This is a genomic window from Stenotrophomonas sp. STEN147, from assembly GCF_056757995.1.
In genome coordinates, this window is record NZ_JBRRCG010000002.1 from 25,801 (window position 1) to 43,561 (window position 17,761).

The following is a 17,761-nucleotide window of genomic DNA, read 5'->3' on the forward strand; positions in this document are numbered from 1 at the left end:
CACGGGCACTGCGGCAGGGGATGCCGGGGTGCCTGCAAGAACTGTTCCGCGGCGCGGGGTTCACCGCCGGGGCAACGTCGATGCTAGCCGGGCAGGGCCGGCCGCAGCGGGATGCTCAGCGTGCTGTCGCTGTGCCAGTCCACCTGCAGCGGGGCGCCCGCATCGGCGGCCGACTCGTCGCTGACATCGCGTCCGGTGCCGTGGTTCACCTGGTGCATGGCGTCCTTGAGCACGTCCACCTTCACCAGCAGCCGGCTGCCCGCGCCCACACGGCGGGCGACCATGCGGGTGCGATCGAAGGACAGGTCGGTCCATCGCCCCGGGACCAGCAGCTGCCGCGTGGTCGGGTCGCGGACGTAGCTGGCACGGCCGACGTAGTAGGACAGCTGCATCCGGCGCCCATCGGGCAGCAGCTCGTACAGGGTGACCGTGAAGTCCATGTCGCGCTTGTTGATGCGGACCTTCAGATCGCCCGAGAAGGGTCCGATCAGGTCCATCGGTGCTGCGAGGGGCTCGGAGAGGAAGGTCAGTGCCGTGTCCGGCTCGTCCCCGGCGGCCACGATCGGGAACGGATAGTAGCCATGCCGGACTTCCTCGCGGTCGGCGAGGTCCACCGTCTGCCGCAGTGTTCCCGGTGTTGGCCGCTGTTCCTGCAACGGGTGATGGTTGCCCTCTGCGGCCGCTGACAGGTAGTACGTGCGATGGCCGCCGGCAGCGGCATCCAGGGTGGCTGCATGCCCCCAGGTGTTGCTGCCCATCAGCTGGAAGTTGACCTGGTCGGCCAGAAGCGCCGGGCGCGGGGCACCGCGAAGTACGTGGTCCAGCCACTGGAAGGTCAGCGCAGGCGTATCGAACTGCGCGACCGGGTCCACCGTGTAGCCGCGCAGCTGCATCGGCTTGCTGGCGGCCTGGGCACCGCCGTGGTCATACGGCCCGATCAGCAGGACATGATCGGCGTCCGGCCGGTAGCGCATGTGATCGGTGAAGTACTGCAACGCGGAAATCTGGCCGTCGTCGTAGTAGCCGGTAATGGTCAGCACCGGAATGCCGATGTCCCTGAAGTCTTCGGCGTACGGCACCATGGCCTGCCAGTAACCATCATAGGCGGGGTGGGCAAGCCAGCGCTGCAGCCAGGGATTGGGGGTGCCATCGATCTGGTCGATCTGCCGGTAGGGCCGGCCGGAGGCATACCAGCGGGCGGGCAGCTGTGACCACCGGCCCTGCTGCCCATAGGTGTCGGTATCCAGCATCGGGCCATTGGCCACGTAGAAGGCCCAGCCGTAGTTGGCGCTGAGGAATACGTTGTTCTCCATCGGCAGGCCCTGGCCCGGAATGGCAGCCACGTAGGGCACGATGGTCTTCAGCGCAGGATGGTGATGGCGCGCTGCCGCCCACGCGGTGAATCCTTCATAGCTGCCGCCATACAGGGCGACCCGACCGTCGCTCCAGGGTTGGCGGCTGACCCAGTCGATCGCGGCATTGGCGTCCACCCCGTCGTGTTCGTAGGGGGCGATGGTGCCGGTACCCTGACCTTTTCCGCGTGCGTCGACCACGATGCCGGCATAGCCATGGGCCGCGGCCAGCAGCATCTTCAGACGGTTCTTGGGCGGGTCGGTGTAGATGGTGAACAGCATGGCCGTCGGCAGCGGCGCAGACGCGCTGCGGGGCCGTGCCAGCTGTGCGGACAGCACCACCCCTTCGGCCACGGGGATACGTACTCCGCTGTCGATCACGAAGCGGCGTTGCTGTTCTGCGTCGAGCAGTGCAGGGGCGAGTGCCGCAGCCAGGGTCTGCGCGCGCAACACAGCCTGCAGGCGCACCAGCTCCAGCGCGGCCGACTGCGGCACGGTCGCGGCATCGGCCTGTGCCGCAAGCGCCTGCGTCAGCTGCGCCTGTACCGCAGCGGGAGGCAAGGCCAGCGCTGCATCGGCCTGCACGGCGGCAACATCATCCAGGCCAGCAAAGGCCGAATGGAAGGCGCGCGAATACGCTTCCGCATCCCGCGCGCCAGTGCTTGCCAGCAGCATCGGCATCCAGCGCTGGGCCGCCGCGCCATCGCCGGCAGCGGCCAGCGCCGCGCGCAGCTTCCCGATCATCGCGCGTGCCTCGGCGTCGTGGCCTGTGGCCAGCAGCGCATGGCAGCGCTGTGCATCGGTCAACGTTGCCGACCGCAGCAACTCCGTGCCCAGTGCCTGCAGTGCCGCATCCACCTGTGCCAGCGGCGCATCGCGGGGCAGCGACCACCGCAGATCGCTGGCGGCCACGCGGGTGCAGGTGATCGCCAGCAGCAGGCCAGCAAGCAGAGCGCGTAAGGTCACAGGGTGTTCCTTGGAATGGCGGGCGCGTGGCCATCATACGGTGGGTGGCCGCCCGCCGCGCAGAGTCCGGCGTTACCCCGGCGGGGCTGGCGGGGGCGGGTTCTGCGCCAGCTCCACCCGTGGCCGCGGCAGGTCGTGCAGCTGCATGAAACGGGCCGCATCGACCGGGCGGCCGAGCAGGTAGCCCTGCAGGTAATCGCACCCCAGCCGCTCAAGGTAGGCACGCTGGGCAGCCGTTTCCACGCCCTCGGCAACAATGTCCATGTCCAGGGCATGGCCCAGCGCCACGATCGCCGACACGATCACCACGTCCTCCGCGCTGTGTTCGAGATCGCGCACGAAGGCGTGGTCGATCTTGATCTCGGTGGCCGGCAGGCGCTTGAGGTACAGCAGACTGGAATAGCCGGTGCCGAAATCGTCGATGGAGATGCCGACCCCCAGCACCGACAGCGTCTGCAGCAGCCGCAGGCTGGTGTCGGTGTCGCGCATCACGGTGCTTTCGGTGATCTCCAGCACCAGGTTGCGCGGCGTGATGCGATGCCGTTCGATCACGTCGCGCACATCGCGCAGCAGGTGCGGCGAGCTGAACTGCACCGGCGACAGGTTGACCGATATCGACCAGCCCTCGTGGCCGGCGTCGTGCCAGCGCCGCAGCTGCAGGCACGCCTGGTCCAGCGCCCAGCGGCCGATCTCGTTGATCGCGCCGCTGCGCTCGGCCAGGCGGATGAAGCGATCCGGTGGAATCAGGCCCTGTTCCGGATGACGCCAGCGGATCAGCGCCTCGGCGCCGGCGACCTTCTGGGTGGCCACGCGGATCTTCGGCTGGTAGTGCAGGAACAGCTGTTCGCTGCCGATCGCCCGGCGCAGGTCGGCCAGCAGGCGGAACTGCTGTTCGGCGCTGTCGTTCATCCAATCCGCGAACAGGACAAAGGAGTTTCGGCCGGATTCCTTGGCCTGGTACATCGCAGCGTCGGCGAAGGCCATCAGCTGGCGTTCGCTGGCGGCGTGGTCGGGGCAGATGGCGATGCCGATGCTGGCAGTCACCTGCAGTTCGTTGTCGGGCAGCAGCGGGCCGCTTCCCACCGCCTGCAGGATGCGCCGGGCCAGGGTCGGCAGGTCCTCGTCATGGTCGATGCGCACCACCAGCACGAACTCGTCGCCGCCCAGCCGCGCCAGCAGGTCGTTCGGTCGCAGCAGCTGGCGGGTGCGCTCGGCGACGGCCACCAGCAGGGCATCGCCGGCCTGGTGGCCATAGGCATCGTTGACCTGCTTGAAGCCATCCAGGTCCATGAACATCACCGCGAAGCGGCTGCCGCCCTGTTCGGCTTCGGCCAGTGACTGCACGATGCGCCGTTGCAGCAGCAGCCGGTTCGGAAGGCGGGTCAATGGGTCGTGCAGCGCGGCCTGGGTCAATTCCTCCTGCGCATCCGTCAGCGAGGTGCTCAGCATCGCGTTGCGAAGGCGCAGCAGCTGCGCTTCCACCCGCTGGTCCAGCCAGGACACCACCAGCACCACCGCCAGGATCGCGACGGTCAACAGCACCACCAGCATCGCCAGCCAGGTGCTCTGCAGGCCATCGCCTACCGCCGCGCCGCAGATGCTGCCCTGTGGAAAGCGCGCGGCGGCCATGCCGGTGTAGTGCATGCCCACGATGGCCAGGCCGAGCAGGCCGGCGGCGGCCAGCCGGTCGCCGACCCGGGTGCGCTGCGCGCGCAGGCGGAAGGCGACGTAGAGGGCGGTCCAGGATGCAGCGACCGCAACCAGCAGCGACAGCAGCAGCCAGCCCGTGTGGTAGTCGATGCCGGGCTGCATGCGCATCGCGGCCATGCCGACGTAATGCATGCCGGCGATGCCGGTGCCCATCAGCAAGGCACCGCCTGCCAGGCGTGGATGTGGCAGGGTGGGCAGCGAGACCAGCCAGAGCGCGAACACCGACGAGGCGATGGCCAGGGCGAGCGACAGCAGGGTGATCGGCAGGTCGTAGCCCAGCGGAATGGGCAGGTCGAAGGCCAGCATGCCGATGAAGTGCATCGACCAGATGCCCAGGCCCATCGCGAAGCCGCCACCGAGCCGCCACCACCAGGTCGCGCCCCTGCCGGGTGCAGTGACCGTACGTCCGGCCATCGCCAATGCGGTGTAGGAAGCCATCACGGCCACCAACAGCGAGACTGCCACCAGCCATGCGTTGTACGTGCCTACCAGCATTCGTCAGTCTCCCGGACCTGCCTGTCGACGGAAACTACGGTGGGGCATGCATGTGGCAGGCAGCCGGATGTGGCTGCCAGGCGCGGCATCCCCCCGGTTGCCGCGTATTCACTCTAACGCGCGCCCCCGGGGGGACGGCAAGCACCAGAGCGTGATCGAAGCGTCAGTGTGTGACCGCGTCCGCAGCCTGGAACGCCGCATCGAACAGTCGTTGCACCGGGGGCCCCATTTCGCCGGCCAGCAGGACCAGCAGGAACAGGCCCAGCAGCAGCGACACCGGCAGGCCGAGCTGGATCGGATTGAGCGCAGGTGCCGCACGGGCGAGCACGCCGAACGCCAGGTTCACCGCCAGCATCGCCACCGTCAACGGAATGGCCAGTGTCAGCGCACCGCGCAGCACGGTCAGCAGGAACGTCGGGGCGATGCTGAAGAACGCGTGCGGATCGGGCAGCGGCGCACCGATCGGCAGTGCCCGGTAGCTGTCCACGACCAGCGAGATCAGCGCGAGGTGGCCGTTCGCGGTGAAGAACAGCAGGCCGAACAACAGGTAGAACCACTGCCCGATCACGCCGGAGGTGCCGCCGCGCAGGGGGTCGCTCATCTGCGCGAACGCCAGGCCGGTGCCCTGTGCCACCAGTTCGCCGGCCATCGCGCCAGCTTCGAACACCAGCCGCAGCAGGAAGCCGATGGCCACGCCGATGGCCAGCTCACGGGCGATGGTCAGCACGGTGGCCGCATCGAAGCCGGTCCACTCCGGCACGGGCGGCAGCAGCGGGGCGAGCGCGATGGCGAGGGTACCGGCCAGTACCACGCGGATCCGCGCCGGCACCGCACGGGTGCCGACCATGGGCATGGCCATGGCTACCGCGCCGATGCGCAGCATCGTCCACAGCACGGTGCCGATCATGCCGAAGGCCTGCAGGCCGTCGGCAGCCATCTGGGTGGCGGCATCCATCGCGGTGCGCGTCCTAGCCGATCAGGTGCGGAATGCGCTGGAACAGCAGCGTGGTGTATTCGACCAGATGGCCGATCAGCAGGCTGCCCAGGGCGAACAGCACGGCGGTCAACGCCGCCGCCTTGGCGACGAAGGCGATGGTGGGCTCATTGAGCTGGGTCGCGGCCTGCACGACACCGACCACCACACCTACCACCAGTACGGTCAGCAGCAGCGGGCCAGCCACCCACAGTACGGCAATCAGGCCGCCACGCAGTTCGGTCAGGGCAAGTTCGGGAGACATCGTCTTTCCATCGGTAGCGCCGGGTCCTGCCCGGCGGTGGTCAATGCGGCCGCCGGCAATGGCGGGCGGCCCCTGCAATCACGCCGGTCCGGGTCACGCCGGATTGAAGCTGGCCGCCAGCGTTCCCACCGTCAGCACCCAGCCGTCGACGAGCACGAACAGCAGGATCTTGAACGGTGCCGAGACCAGCATCGGCGACAGCATCATCATGCCCATCGACATCAGCACGCTGGCCACGACCAGATCGATGATCACGAACGGGATGAAGATCAGGAAACCGATCTCGAAGGCGGTCTTCAGTTCACTGGTCACGAACGAGGCGACCAGGACCGGGAACGGGATCGCATCCGGGCTGGCGTAGGTGCCGTGCCCGGCGATGCCGGCGAAGGTCATCAGGTCGGTCTCGCGGATCTGCGCCAGCATGAAGCCGCGCAGCGGCTGGGTGGTCAGTGTCCACGCGGTCTGGAAGTCGATCTGGCCGTTGAGGTAGGGCGCCATTCCGCTGCTCCACGCCTTGTCCCAGGTCGGCATCATCACCATCGCGGTGAGGAACAGGGCCAGGCCCAGCAGCACCTGGTTGGACGGGGTCTGGCCGGTTCCCAGTGCCTGCCGCAGCAGGCCCAGCACGATGATGATGCGCGTGAACGAGGTCAGCACCAGCAGCATCGACGGGATCAGGGTGATCGCCGTCATCAGCAGCAGTGTCTGCAGCGGCAGGCTGACCGGCTGGCCACCGATCCTGCCCACGTTGACATCCGGCAGTGGCGTGGCCGGAGCAGCGCCCGGCGCGGCAAAGGCAAGCGCGGGCAGCAGGCACAGGGCAATCAGCAGCAGCCACGCGATCAGGGTAGCTGGACGGGTACGGATGACACGCATGTCAGGGGTCCTTGCGCAGCCGCTGCTGCAGCAGCTGGGCGAAATTCGGCAGGTTCTTCAGGTCCGGCACGCGCACCGGCGTGGGCGGCGGCAGCGGTTCGGAAAGGGTATGCAGGGCGTTGATGCTGCCGGCGGTGACGCCCAGCAGCAGTTGTTGGCCGTTGACCTCCACCACCACGACGCGTTCCTTGGCGCCGACGCTGAGGCTGGCCACCAGCTTCATGCCTTCGGCCGGGCGGAAGCCGCTGCCGGGCAGGCGCTTGAGCAGCCAGCCCAGGCCGACCACCAGGGCCAGCACGGCCAGCAGCGCCAGCACCGCGCCGAACAGGCCCGGTGCCGAGGCCGCGTGCTGGCCGACCGGGGCGGCGGCCTTGCCGACGCCCAGCAGGGTGGACGCCAGCAGGCTCAACGCAGTCTCCGGATGCGTTCGCTCGGGCTGACCACATCGGTCAGGCGCACGCCGAAGCGGTCATTGATCACCACGACCTCGCCATGCGCGATCAGGGTGCCGTTGACGAACACGTCAAGCGATTCACCGGCGCCACGCTCCAGCTCCACCACCGAACCCTGGTTGAGCTGCAGCAGGTTGCGGATCGGCAGGCGGGCGCGGCCGACTTCCAGCGACAGGGTCACCGGCACGTCGAGGATCACGTCCAGATTCAGATCGACCCCGGAGGCCTCGTCGGCGTGCAGGGTGCCGAACTGGGCCGGAGTCGGTTCGAGGGCGTCGGTATCGTTCATTGCGGGTCTTCCTGGATGACGGGTACGCGCGGGCGGGTGCCCGGCGGATGGGTAGCAGTGATCTTCACGGCGTTCATGCCGTTGGCGATGCCGAATTCGCCGGTGAACACCGGGATGTTCTCCACGCACAGCGGCACCTGCGGGCTCAGCTCGATCGGCAGGATGTCGCCGACCTTCAGCCGGGTCAGGTCACGCAGGGTCATGCGCTTGCTGGCCAGCACGCTGGACAGGGTCACTTCGGCGATGTTGAGCTGCTCGCGCAGGGTCTGGCCCCAGCTTTCGTCGCGGTCGTTGCGATCGCTCTGGATGCCGGCATCGAGCAGCTCCCGGATCGGTTCGAGCATCGAGTACGGCAGGGTGACGTGGATGTCGCCGCCGCCGCCGTCGAGCTCGACATGCAGGCGGCACACCACCACGTATTCGCGTGGGGTCACGATGTTGGCGAAGTGCGGGTTGATCTCCGAGTTGATGTACTCGAATTCCACGTCCATCACCGGTGCCCACGCTTCGCGCAGGTCGGCGAAGGTCTGCTTCAGCAGCAGATGGATCACGCGCATCTCGGTGGCGGTGAACTCACGGCCTTCGATCCGGGTGGGGTAGCGCCCGTCGCCGCCGAAGAAGTTGTCGACGATGGCGAACACCAGGGTCGGCTCGAACACGATCAGGCCGGTGCCGCGCAGTGGCTTGAAACGGATCAGGTTCAGGTTGGTCGGCACATACAGCGAATGCATGTAGTCGTTGAACTTGATCAGCTCGATGCCGCGCACCGACAGTTCGGCCGAGCGCCGGATCAGGTTGAACAGGCCGATGCGCCACAGGCGTGCAAAGCGCTCGTGGACCATTTCCAGCGTCGGCATGCGGCCGCGGATGATGCGGTCCTGGCTGGCGAAGTCGTATGAACGCGCTTCGCCGGAGGGCGGCTCCGGGTCGGTCTCGACCGCGCCGCTGTCCACGCCGTGGAGCAGGGCATCGATCTCGTCCTGGGACAGCAGATCATTCATCGGTGGGCCCTTACTGGGTCACGAAGCTGGTGAACAGCAGATCGTCGGCACCATTGCTGCCGGTCTCGGCCTTGAGCACCTTCTGCACCTCGGCCAGCGAATCGGCCTGCAGCTTCTTCTTGCCGGCGACATCGGCAATCTGTGCCGGCTCGACCTGCGAGAACAGCATCAGCAGTCGTGCACGCAGGGCCGGAGCGTGGGTCTTGATCGCCTCCAGCGCGGCCGGATCACGGGTCATCAGCTGCACTTCCAGCTGCAGGTAGCGCGGGCCGTCGATGGGACCATTGAGGTTGACCACGAACGCAGGCTCCAGCGCGAAGTACTGCGCCGGTGCCGGCGTGGCGTCCTTCTTCTTCGGCGCCTGGCTGGTCTTTTCTTCCTGCGTGGACTGGGTGAAGAACCACACGCCGCCACCGGCGGCAGCGGCAGCCAGTACGGCCACCAGCGCGGTGATCAGGATCGGACTGCGCGGCGTGCGGGCCTTGTCCTTTTCGACGTTCTTCTTGGTTTTGTCAGCGGCTGCGGCCACGAGGTGAAGCTCCTGAGGGTTGCTTCACCGGGATATGCAAGGGGTGTGCCGATGCACCGGGAACAGGGTGCGACGGAAATCCGTCGGCAGGGCCTGCGTCGGTCGCGCACGTCAGGCGTAGGCGTCCAGCAGGCCACGCTGGCGGATCAACGGGGTGGCCGGCAGGCTGGCATCACCCCGCGTCGGTTCTCCGTCACCCCGACCTGCCTCCTGCCCGGCCTGGCCGGCCGGTGCGCCACCGCCGCCCGACTGGTGGCCGACATCGGCGTGGGCCAGCTGGAAGCCTTGTTCGCCCAGCAGTTCACGCAGGCGTGGCAGGCTGCTTTCCAGCGCCTGGCGGACATCCACGTGCGGGCTGCTGAAACTGGCGTGGACCTTGTCACCGCTGAGCTGCAGGCGTACGTCCACCGGCCCCAGATCGTCCGGGCTCAGTCGGATGTGGGCGTGACCGATCTTCTGGTCGGCCAGCCAGCCCAGGCGGGCGCCGATCGCCTGGTCGAATCCATCGTCGCCAAGCACGGGCTTCGGCGTCGGTTCGCCGTTGAAGACCGCGGTGCTGGACAGCGTCGCCTTCAAATCCTGCAGCGCGGCGGGCAGGGGCGCCTGCAGGGGTGCAGGCGGGGCACGATCACCCTGCAACGTGCTGTCGGTGTCACCGCTGCGCTCCAGCGCGGCGTCGCCCGTCGGCAGGACAGGCAGGGACAGTGCGCCGTCCTCGCCATCGACGCCCGTGGCGGGTGACTGCACCACGGCGGCAGGCGACGCGGCAACCGGCGATGGGGGGACGGCGGTCGCCGCCAGGGCCGGCGGCGCCGTGTTCGCGGCGGACGGTGGGATGCTGGCCGCAGGGTCGGCGGGCAGTGGAGCGGCCAGCACCAGCCCGGCCAGACCGAATGGCGGCCAGGGCGCCTCGTCGGTTTCCGTCGTCGCGTCCTGGTCGGTCGCACCCTTGCCGGCCGGTGGCGCAGCGGCCTCGCTTTCGACCTGATCGCTGGCGGGGGGCCGCACGCTGGCGGCGTCATCGCTGCCGGTGGCCGCAACGCCGGTCGGCGCGGAGCTGTCCGTGGGCGGGACGGGCGCGCCGCCCTGCAGCAGCTGACCGAAGTCCTTGCCGCCTTCGCTGCGTGCCGTGCGCGACGGGCTGCTGCCCACGCCGGGCGGAGGGGTCGTCGTGCTGCTGCCGGAAAGCGCGGCGGGCGTCACGAACGGCCTCCGGTGTCTGCGCCGTCCTGGTCCTCGGCCTGTGCCAGGCGGGAGCGACGCGCGCCGATGTCATCCATCTCGCGCTGGTCACGGCGGTCTGTCACCACCTTTTCCTGTGCGCGATAGCTCGCGGCCAGCTGCTCCAGCACCGCCTTGTCCCGGCTGGCCAGGATCAGGCGCGCGCGTTCGGCTTCGACCTTCTCGCGGTTGCCGTCGACGGTGCGCTGCTGCTGCTCCACCGCACTGTCGAGGCGGTCAAGGAACGCGCGCCGGTTCAACAGCTGGGCGGGACTGGTCGCGGCCATCTGTGCGTTGGCGTACTCCTCGGCATAACGTCGCAGTTCGTCCAGACGCGACAGGTGAGTGTCGAGAAGGCGCTGGCGCTCGGCCAGGTCGCGGGCGACCGCATCTTCATGTTCCTGTGCCCGCCTCAGCAGAGGGTCGATACGCTTGGACTGGTTCATCGCTTACACCTCGTTTTCCACCAGGCGCTGCAGCGCCGCCTGGCTGTGCGGGAGATCCGCGGCCTTGGCCACGTCCTGTCCCAGGAATTCCATGATTTCCGGCCAGCGTTCCAGGGCTTCGTCGGTGGCCGCGTCGTTGCCGCGCTGGTAGGCGCCGATGGCGATCAGGTCGCGGTTGGCCGAGTAGGCCGACACCAGCCGCTTGAGCTTGCGGATGCGCAGGCGCCACGGTTCGTCGGCGATTTCCGTGACCACGCGGCTGACGGACGATTCCACGTCGATGGCCGGGTACAGGCCGCTGTCCGCGACCCGGCGCGACAGCAGGATGTGGCCGTCGAGGATCGCGCGTGCGGCGTCTGCGATCGGATCCTGCGGATCATCGCCTTCGGTCAGTACGGTGTAGAACGCGGTGATGGAGCCGCGCCCCTTGGCGCCGTTGCCGGCGCGTTCGACCAGCGCGGGCAGCTTTGCGAACACCGACGGCGGGTAGCCGCGCGTGGTCGGCGGTTCGCCCACCGACAGGCCGATCTCGCGCTGTGCCTGCGCGAAGCGGGTCAGCGAGTCCATCAGCAGCAGGACGTTCAGGCCCTGGTCGCGGAACCACTCGGCAATGGCGGTTGCACGGTAGGCGCCATGCAGGCGCGCCAGCGGTGGCCGGTCGGCCGGGCTGGCGACCACCACCGCGCGGCGCAGGCCTTCCTCGCCCAGCGTGGTTTCGACGAAATCACGCACTTCGCGGCCGCGTTCGCCGATCAGCCCGACCACGATGACGTCGGCAGCGGTGTAGCGGGTCATCATGCCCAGCAGTGTCGATTTGCCGACGCCGGAGCCGGCGAACAGGCCGACACGCTGGCCACGGCCGATCGGCAGCAGTGCGTTGATGGCGCGCACGCCCACATCCAGTGGCTGGGTGATCGGCTCGCGCGCGAGTGGATTGATCGACACACCGGCCATGCCGACGTGGCCTTCGGCACGGATCGGGCCCTTGCCGTCCAGCGGCACGCCATCGCTGTCGATCACCCGGCCGAGCAGGCCTTCGCCCACTTCCACGCCGCCGCGCCGCGCCGACGGCACGACCCGCGCGTTGGGCAACAGGCCATGCAGTTCGGCGCTGGGCATCAGGTAGGTGCGCTCACCGGCGAAGCCGACCACTTCGGCATCCACCCAGCCACCGTCGACCACTTCGACCTTGCAGCTGGCCCCCAGCGGTGCTTCGCAGCCCACCGCTTCCAGGGTCAGCCCGACCGCGCGGCGCAGCACGCCTTCGCGGATCAGGCCACGGCCGTGCGCGGTGTCCACGCGCAGCCCGTCCAGGCGACGGGCCAAGCGCAGATTGCGGGCCAGGGCCCAGTCGGCCGCAGGCGGCGGCAGTGGCGTTTCGGGCGTCATGCGTTCGCTCCGGTCTGGCGGATCACCGCGTCCAGCGCGCCACGCAGGCGAGCTTCGAGAGTGCCGTCGATGCGCACGGCCTCGGCATGCACGCGCAGGTCGCCGCGGCTGAGGCTGGTGTCGGCCACCAGCCGCTGTTGCGGTGGCAGGGTGAGCAAGGGGGCGAGGGCAGCGATGTCGTCCGGGTGCAGGCGCACTTCCACTTCCCGCGTGCTGCCGCCGACCGCATCGATGGCTTCGCCGACCAGCTGTGCCAGCAGCGCCGGTTCGGCCTCGTAGGCGCGACCGACCAGGGCACCGGCGATGCGGACCGCAAGCTCTCCCAGCGCACCGACCACCTCGTTCTCCAGGCGGACCAACGGGCGGCTGAAGTTGTCGAGGATGCCCTCGATCTGCGCGGCAAGCCGGCGCACCTCGGCCTGGCCCTGGCCATAGCCCTCTGCATGGCCGTGCTGGAAGCCTTCCTTCTCGGCACTGTCCTGGATGGCCTGTATCTCTTCCAGGGTCGGCAACTGCAGCGGCGGTTCCGGCTCGTGCTCGGGGTCCGGCCCGGCATGCCCGGACGCGTCCTCCTGTTCCAGCACGGGTTCCGGCTGGGCCAGCAGGTCAGGGGCGAGCCAGCGCACGACCGTGCTCACAGCATGGCCTCCGCGCTGCCGCCGATGGTGATGGTGCCTTCATCGGCCATGCGCTTGACGATGGCCAGAATCTCGCGCTGAGCGCCTTCCACGTCGGACAGACGCACCGGCCCACGGGCCTCCATGTCCTCCAGCAGGATTTCGGCGGCACGCTGGGACATGTTGCGGGTGATCTTGTCGCGCACCTTGATGTCGGCGCCGCGCAGGGCCAGTCCCAGCCGCTCGCCGCTGACTTCGCGCAGCACCAGCTGCATCTCGCGGTCGTCCAGATCCACCAGGTCGTCGAACACGAACATCAGGTCCTGGATGCGGCCACTCAAGGGCGCGTCGATGCGTGCGATCTCGCCCAGGATCGCCTGGTCCTGGCCGCTGTCCATGAAGTTGAGGATGTTGGCCGCGCACTGCACGCCGCCGATGTTGGATGACTTCAGGTTCTGGTTGCCGGCGAACTGGCGCTCCATGATCTCGTTGAGTTCATTGAGTGCGTTCGGCGGAATGCCATCGAGGGTGGCGATGCGCAGCAGCACGTCCACGCGGGTGCGGTCGGGCAGCAGTTTCAGCGCATCGGCGGCCTGGTCGGTTTCCAGGTGGGCCATGACGATGGCGATGATCTGCGGATGCTCGTTGCGGACCAGGTCGGCGACCGCACGCGGATCCATCCACTTCAGCGCATCCAGGCCGGTGGTGTTGCGGCCCAGCAGGATGCGATCGATCAGGTTGCCGGCCTTTTCGCTGCCCAGGGCCTGCACCAGCATGTTGCGGATGTAGTCGTCCGACCCCACGCCCAGCGAGGTCTTGGAGCCCAGCTCCTGGCCGAACTGGTCCATCACCCGTTCCACCTGTTCGCGGGTGATGTCGGACATGGTGGCCATCGCGATGCCGATCTTCTGGACTTCCTTGGGTTCCATGTGGCGCAGCACTTCGGCCGCGTCCAGTTCACCCAGCGACAGCAGCAGCACGGCGGCGCGCTGCACTCCGGTCAACGGTACCTCAGTCATTGGCCACCCAACCCTTGACCACCTGGGCCACGCGCTTGGAGTCGGTCTTCACGGCTTCACGGGCCATCCGCAGTCGTTCCTCGTAGGAGTCCACCGGCAGGGCCAGCGCCTCCGGTCCACCCAGGCCAGCGCGCTCGGCACCCAGGGCCGGCAGCGGGCTGCCATCGTCATCGACCAGCTGCACGTCCGCGGTATGCGGTTCCAGTGCCAGCGGGTCGTGCTTCTTCGCCTGGCCGGTGATGGCACGCAGCGCCGGACGCAATACGCCGAACAGCAGCGCCAGCACCACAATGGCCCCCAGCAGCATGCGGCCGGCATCGTGCACCCACGGCAGCTCCCACCAGGCCGGGCCTTCCACCGGCGTGGTCTCGCGTACGAACGGGGCATTCATCACCGAGACCGTATCGCCGCGCTCGGCGCTGAAGCCGACGGCCTGCTTGACCAGTGCCTCCACGCGGGTCAGTTCGGCAGCCGACAGCGGCTGCGGGGTAAGTGCACCATTGGCGCCGGGGCGCGGCACGTTGTCCACCAGCACCGCCACCGACACGCGCTTGATGCGGCCGGCCGGCTGGCGGGTGTGCTGCAGCGTGCGGTCCAGCTCGTAGTTGCGCGTGGCGTTCTTGCTGCTTTCGCTCGGCGCCTGCGCGGTCTGCGGCGGCGCAGCCTGGCCCGGCGGCGTGTTGCTGGTGGCGCCAGGCACGCCCTGCGGCCCGGGCGTGCTGGTGGTGTTCTCGCTCATCTGTTCGCTGCGCAGCTTGGCCGGCTCCCCGTTGTACAGCTCACGCGCTTCCTCGGTGACCGAGAAGTCCATGTCCACGCTGACTTCCGGATTGACGCGGCCCGGGCCGGTCATCGGTTCCAGCAGCTCGCGGATGCGCTGGTTGAAGGAGGTCTCCTGGCGGCGGACCTGCTCGAACTGGGCGGCGTTGACCGCCGCTTCGCTGTTCGGGTCGCTGATGCTGAGCATGCGCCCGCTCTGGTCCACCACGGTCACCCGTTCCGGCGACAGGTCCGGAATGCTGGCGGCGACCATGTGCACGATCGCATCCACCTGGCTGCGCTCCAGCTGCTGGCCACCGCGCAGTTCCAGGGTCACCGAAGCACTGGCGACATCGCGCTGGCGGGTGAAGGCACTGGGCTTGGGGATGGCCAGGTGCACGCGTGAATCACGCACCGGTCGCAGCGTATTGATGGTGCGCGACAGTTCGGTTTCCAGCGCGTGCTGGTAGCGCGCGCTTTCCACGAACTGGCTGACACCGAAGCCCGGATCGCGCTCCATCAGCTCGAAGCCCAGCTTGCCGCTGTCGGTCAGGCCGGAGCCGGCCAGCTTCAGGCGGGCGTCATGCAGGTTTTTCTCCGGCACGGTGATGCCACCGGTTGCCGGGTCCAGGGCAAACGGGATCTGCGCCGCACGCAGCAGGTCGGTCGCTTCAGCGGTGGCCTTCTGGTCCAGGCCGGTATACAGCGGAACCATGCCGGGCTTCTGCGACCAGAAGAACACGAACAGGCCCGCCGCCACCGCCACTGCGATCATCGCCATCAGCCCCAGCCGACGGGTGATCTGCAGGCTCTGCAGGCGGTCGAACCATTGCCCCGCCTTCTCGGCGTTCAGGCTGTCCTTGGAAAGCGTCAGTGCCATGCGTCAAGTTCCTTACAGCGGCATGTTCATCACGTCCTGGTAGGCCTGGACGAGACGGTTGCGGACTTCCACGGTGGCGCGGAAGGCGATCTGGGATTGCTGCGAGGCGACCATCACCTTGGCCAGGTCGGCGCCGGGTTCGCCCATCTCGAACGCCTTGGCCAGCGCGCCGGACGTCTGCTGCGCATTGTTGACGCCGGCAATCGCACCGCGCAGGGTCTCGGTGAAGCTGGCCGGCTGCACCTGCGGCGCATCCAGCACCGCACCAGGAAGGGCATTGCTGCGCGGCGCTTCAGCCAGCGGATTGAGCACCGGCTGTCCCATCTGGGACTGGTAGGTGCGGATCTGCGAAAGGATCGAAGTGACGGAGTGGGACATCTGCAACGGTTCCAGGAACAGGGATGGGGAATCTGCAGGGATCACTGCAAGTGCCGTGCCGGAACGCCTGAGTGGTTCAGAAACGTGACGGAAGTTTGCGTTCGGCGGAGGACGGGCGAGCTGGCGTGCCGATACGCTGTCGTCGTCTGCCGGTGTCAGTGAACCGGCGTCGGTTTTTTGGCCTTGCCGGCGGCCGCCGGATACACGAACGCCCGGGCAAGCCCAGGCGTTCGTGCCCCCTTCATGCTGGCGATCACGCTCAGCTGGCCAGTTCGGCCTGCTCGCGTTCGATGCCGTACTTGCGCAGTTTTTCCACCAGGGTGGTGCGGCGCAGGCCCAGCAGCTGCGCGGCGTGGGCGACCACCCCCTGCGTCCGCTCCAGCGCTTCATTGATCAGGCCCAGCTCGATGCTGGCCATGTGGTTGCGCAGGTCCAGGCCGTCGTCGGGCAGGGCCGTGGCAGCCGCAGCACGGTTGACCGCGATGCCGTGCTCCAGCGACGGCTGGCCGCCGCTGCCGGGGGTGTGGAAGGAGAAGCTGCGCAGGTCCAATCGCTCTTCGCTGGGTGCTGCCGGTACCGCCGCCGGGGTGCTGACGGGGGCCAGCAGGGCGTCGCCCCGGTAGCGCGCGGGAAGGTCCTGCACGCGTACCGAACCACCCGGATGCAGCACCGCCAGGCGTTCGACCAGATTGGTCAGCTCGCGTACGTTGCCCGGCCATTCGTAGCCCGCCAGCGCCTGCAGGGCTTCGGCAGTGAAACGGACTTCGCCACGGCCGGTGCGCGCCAGCTGCGCGGCAATGGTTTCCACCAGTGCCGGCAGATCCTCGCGCCGTTCGCGCAGGGCCGGCACGTCGATCGGGAACACATTGAGGCGGTAGAACAGGTCTTCGCGGAACTTGCCGTCGGCGATCCGGCTCTCCAGATCGCGGTGGGTCGCTGCGATCACCCGCACGTTGCAGCGGATGGTCTGGTTGCCGCCGACACGCTCGAAGCTGCGCTCCTGCAGCACGCGCAGCAGCTTGACCTGCATCGGCAGGCTCATGTCGCCGATCTCATCCAGCAGCAGGGTGCCGCCCTCCGCCATTTCGAAGCGGCCCTTGCGCGCGGTCAGCGCGCCGGTAAAGGCACCCTTCTCGTGGCCGAACAGTTCGCTCTCGAGCAGGTCGGCTGGAATGGCGCCACAGTTGATCGCCACGAATGGCCCGTCGCGGCGCGGCGAGCGCTGGTGGATGGCGCGCGAGACCACTTCCTTGCCGGTGCCCGACTCGCCCAGCACCAGGACGGTGGTGTCGAATGCCGCGACCTGGTCGATCATCGTGCGCAGCGCGCTCACAGCGGCACCATTGCCGGTGGGTCCCTGCTCCTGCACGGCGCCCGCCTGGTGCTCGGCATCCAGGCGCTTGAGGCTGGCACGGCGCAGCAGGGCTTCCATCTGCGCATGGCGCAGCGGCGTCTCCAGCGGCCAGATGTTGGCTTCATGCAGGCCGTGGCGGTGGGCGAAGGCACTGGCCTCGCCATCGGCCAGCAGCACCGGCGGCGGCAGGCTGCTGCCGCCCAGCCATGCGTAGAGGGCGGTGCTGGCGGCGCTGTCGTCGAGGCTGCCGACGATCACCGCCATCCAGTCGCTCTGGCGCTGCCGCCCCAGGTCGAAGTCTGCCGCGTCGGAAACCCAGCGCGGATTGAAGTCCATGAATTCCAGCAGGGCAACGGTGCGTTCGGCACGCACGGCGTCGTTGTCCAGCACCAGGATGCGCGACTCGCTCACGATCGATCCTCCCTGAGGCCTTCCAGGATCGGCATCACTTCCTGGATGTAGGACAGCTTGCTGACGAAATTGTCGGCGCCGGCGCGCAGTGCATGCTCGCGGTGCTCGGCGTCATCGAAGTGGCTGGCGATGACGATGTACGGGGCGTCATCCTGCGACTTGATCAGGCGTGTCGCCTGCAGGCCGCCCATTTCCGGCATCGCCAGGTCCATCAGCACCACCTGCGGGCGCAGGGTCTCCGAGCGCTCGATCGCTTCCAGGCCGTTGCCGGCACTGCCGACGATCTGCAGCCAGTCGATCTTGCGGAAATGGCGCATCGCTGCGTTGATGAAACCTTCGTGGTCATCGACCAGCAGGACCGTGAGCGTGTTCATGTCCA

General features: G+C 68.3%; 18 protein-coding genes. All 18 read right to left on the bottom strand.

Annotated elements, in window-relative coordinates:
* Positions 1 to 83 precede the first annotated feature (83 nt).
* The 18 genes from ACVOKU_RS02975 to ACVOKU_RS03060 all read right to left on the bottom strand — a co-directional run bounded on the left by ACVOKU_RS02975 (position 84) and on the right by ACVOKU_RS03060 (position 17,756).
* Positions 84 to 2,318, bottom strand: a complete 2,235-nt coding sequence (locus tag ACVOKU_RS02975) for a CocE/NonD family hydrolase (protein ID WP_481559031.1) — start codon at positions 2,316 to 2,318, stop codon at positions 84 to 86.
* Between the two features lie 72 nt (positions 2,319 to 2,390).
* A complete protein-coding gene (locus ACVOKU_RS02980) occupies positions 2,391 to 4,523 on the bottom strand; it encodes a putative bifunctional diguanylate cyclase/phosphodiesterase (RefSeq protein ID WP_481559032.1) in 2,133 nt (710 codons plus the stop codon).
* A 163-nt stretch (positions 4,524 to 4,686) separates the two neighbouring features.
* The gene (gene fliR / locus ACVOKU_RS02985) at positions 4,687 to 5,478 is read right to left on the bottom strand and encodes a flagellar biosynthetic protein FliR (RefSeq protein ID WP_053519606.1); all 792 of its coding nucleotides are present in this window, start codon (positions 5,476 to 5,478) and stop codon (positions 4,687 to 4,689) included.
* A 13-nt stretch (positions 5,479 to 5,491) separates the two neighbouring features.
* Complete coding sequence (locus ACVOKU_RS02990) at positions 5,492 to 5,761, bottom strand: flagellar biosynthetic protein FliQ (RefSeq protein ID WP_053519605.1); 270 nt, start codon at positions 5,759 to 5,761, stop codon at positions 5,492 to 5,494.
* A 93-nt stretch (positions 5,762 to 5,854) separates the two neighbouring features.
* Positions 5,855 to 6,637, bottom strand: a complete 783-nt coding sequence (gene fliP / locus ACVOKU_RS02995) for a flagellar type III secretion system pore protein FliP (RefSeq protein ID WP_074898838.1) — start codon at positions 6,635 to 6,637, stop codon at positions 5,855 to 5,857.
* Between the two features lies 1 nt (position 6,638).
* Positions 6,639 to 7,046 (bottom strand): flagellar biosynthetic protein FliO, encoded by a 408-nt coding sequence (fliO, locus tag ACVOKU_RS03000; protein WP_481559033.1) that lies wholly within the window; start codon positions 7,044 to 7,046, stop codon positions 6,639 to 6,641.
* The gene (gene fliN / locus ACVOKU_RS03005) at positions 7,043 to 7,378 is read right to left on the bottom strand and encodes a flagellar motor switch protein FliN (protein ID WP_053519602.1); all 336 of its coding nucleotides are present in this window, start codon (positions 7,376 to 7,378) and stop codon (positions 7,043 to 7,045) included. The genes fliO and fliN overlap by 4 nt, the downstream gene beginning before the upstream one ends.
* Positions 7,375 to 8,379, bottom strand: a complete 1,005-nt coding sequence (fliM, locus tag ACVOKU_RS03010) for a flagellar motor switch protein FliM (RefSeq protein WP_065176161.1) — start codon at positions 8,377 to 8,379, stop codon at positions 7,375 to 7,377. Before fliM ends, fliN begins: the two co-directional genes overlap by 4 nt.
* A gap of 10 nt (positions 8,380 to 8,389) precedes the next feature.
* Positions 8,390 to 8,908, bottom strand: coding sequence for a flagellar basal body-associated FliL family protein (locus ACVOKU_RS03015; RefSeq protein WP_481559034.1), 519 nt, complete (start codon positions 8,906 to 8,908; stop codon positions 8,390 to 8,392).
* Between the two features lie 111 nt (positions 8,909 to 9,019).
* The gene (locus tag ACVOKU_RS03020) at positions 9,020 to 10,111 is read right to left on the bottom strand and encodes a flagellar hook-length control protein FliK (RefSeq protein WP_481559035.1); all 1,092 of its coding nucleotides are present in this window, start codon (positions 10,109 to 10,111) and stop codon (positions 9,020 to 9,022) included.
* Complete coding sequence (gene fliJ, locus ACVOKU_RS03025) at positions 10,108 to 10,575, bottom strand: flagellar export protein FliJ (RefSeq protein ID WP_065183030.1); 468 nt, start codon at positions 10,573 to 10,575, stop codon at positions 10,108 to 10,110. Before fliJ ends, ACVOKU_RS03020 begins: the two co-directional genes overlap by 4 nt.
* Positions 10,576 to 10,578: 3 nt before the next feature.
* Positions 10,579 to 11,964: a FliI/YscN family ATPase gene (locus ACVOKU_RS03030; RefSeq protein WP_481559036.1), complete on the bottom strand. Its 1,386-nt coding sequence runs from the start codon at positions 11,962 to 11,964 to the stop codon at positions 10,579 to 10,581.
* The gene (locus ACVOKU_RS03035; RefSeq protein WP_053519596.1) at positions 11,961 to 12,602 is read right to left on the bottom strand and encodes a FliH/SctL family protein; all 642 of its coding nucleotides are present in this window, start codon (positions 12,600 to 12,602) and stop codon (positions 11,961 to 11,963) included. Before ACVOKU_RS03035 ends, ACVOKU_RS03030 begins: the two co-directional genes overlap by 4 nt.
* Complete coding sequence (fliG, locus tag ACVOKU_RS03040; protein WP_053519595.1) at positions 12,599 to 13,585, bottom strand: flagellar motor switch protein FliG; 987 nt, start codon at positions 13,583 to 13,585, stop codon at positions 12,599 to 12,601. The genes ACVOKU_RS03035 and fliG overlap by 4 nt, the downstream gene beginning before the upstream one ends.
* 7 nt (positions 13,586 to 13,592) lie before the next feature.
* Positions 13,593 to 15,239 (bottom strand): flagellar basal-body MS-ring/collar protein FliF, encoded by a 1,647-nt coding sequence (fliF, locus tag ACVOKU_RS03045; RefSeq protein ID WP_481559037.1) that lies wholly within the window; start codon positions 15,237 to 15,239, stop codon positions 13,593 to 13,595.
* A 12-nt stretch (positions 15,240 to 15,251) separates the two neighbouring features.
* Positions 15,252 to 15,617, bottom strand: coding sequence for a flagellar hook-basal body complex protein FliE (gene fliE, locus ACVOKU_RS03050; protein WP_053519593.1), 366 nt, complete (start codon positions 15,615 to 15,617; stop codon positions 15,252 to 15,254).
* A 259-nt stretch (positions 15,618 to 15,876) separates the two neighbouring features.
* Positions 15,877 to 17,382: a sigma-54 dependent transcriptional regulator gene (locus tag ACVOKU_RS03055; RefSeq protein WP_053519592.1), complete on the bottom strand. Its 1,506-nt coding sequence runs from the start codon at positions 17,380 to 17,382 to the stop codon at positions 15,877 to 15,879.
* Positions 17,379 to 17,756, bottom strand: coding sequence for a response regulator (locus ACVOKU_RS03060; RefSeq protein ID WP_053519591.1), 378 nt, complete (start codon positions 17,754 to 17,756; stop codon positions 17,379 to 17,381). Before ACVOKU_RS03060 ends, ACVOKU_RS03055 begins: the two co-directional genes overlap by 4 nt.
* Between the last annotated feature and the right edge of the window lie 5 nt (positions 17,757 to 17,761).

Excerpts from the sequence above, each read along its gene's own strand:
- ACVOKU_RS03060 (WP_053519591.1), bottom strand. The coding sequence starts at position 17,756 with ATGAACACGCTCACGGTCCTGCTGGTCGATGACCACGAAGGTTTCATC.
- fliF (WP_481559037.1), bottom strand. The coding sequence starts at position 15,239 with ATGGCACTGACGCTTTCCAAGGACAGCCTGAACGCCGAGAAGGCGGGG.
- fliP (WP_074898838.1), bottom strand. The coding sequence starts at position 6,637 with ATGCGTGTCATCCGTACCCGTCCAGCTACCCTGATCGCGTGGCTGCTG.
- fliR (WP_053519606.1), bottom strand. The coding sequence starts at position 5,478 with ATGGATGCCGCCACCCAGATGGCTGCCGACGGCCTGCAGGCCTTCGGC.
- fliM (WP_065176161.1), bottom strand. The coding sequence starts at position 8,379 with ATGAATGATCTGCTGTCCCAGGACGAGATCGATGCCCTGCTCCACGGC.
- fliE (WP_053519593.1), bottom strand. The coding sequence starts at position 15,617 with ATGTCCCACTCCGTCACTTCGATCCTTTCGCAGATCCGCACCTACCAG.
- ACVOKU_RS02990 (WP_053519605.1), bottom strand. The coding sequence starts at position 5,761 with ATGTCTCCCGAACTTGCCCTGACCGAACTGCGTGGCGGCCTGATTGCC.
- fliJ (WP_065183030.1), bottom strand. The coding sequence starts at position 10,575 with ATGAACCAGTCCAAGCGTATCGACCCTCTGCTGAGGCGGGCACAGGAA.
- ACVOKU_RS02980 (WP_481559032.1), bottom strand. The coding sequence starts at position 4,523 with ATGCTGGTAGGCACGTACAACGCATGGCTGGTGGCAGTCTCGCTGTTG.
- fliN (WP_053519602.1), bottom strand. The coding sequence starts at position 7,378 with ATGAACGATACCGACGCCCTCGAACCGACTCCGGCCCAGTTCGGCACC.
- ACVOKU_RS03030 (WP_481559036.1), bottom strand. The coding sequence starts at position 11,964 with ATGACGCCCGAAACGCCACTGCCGCCGCCTGCGGCCGACTGGGCCCTG.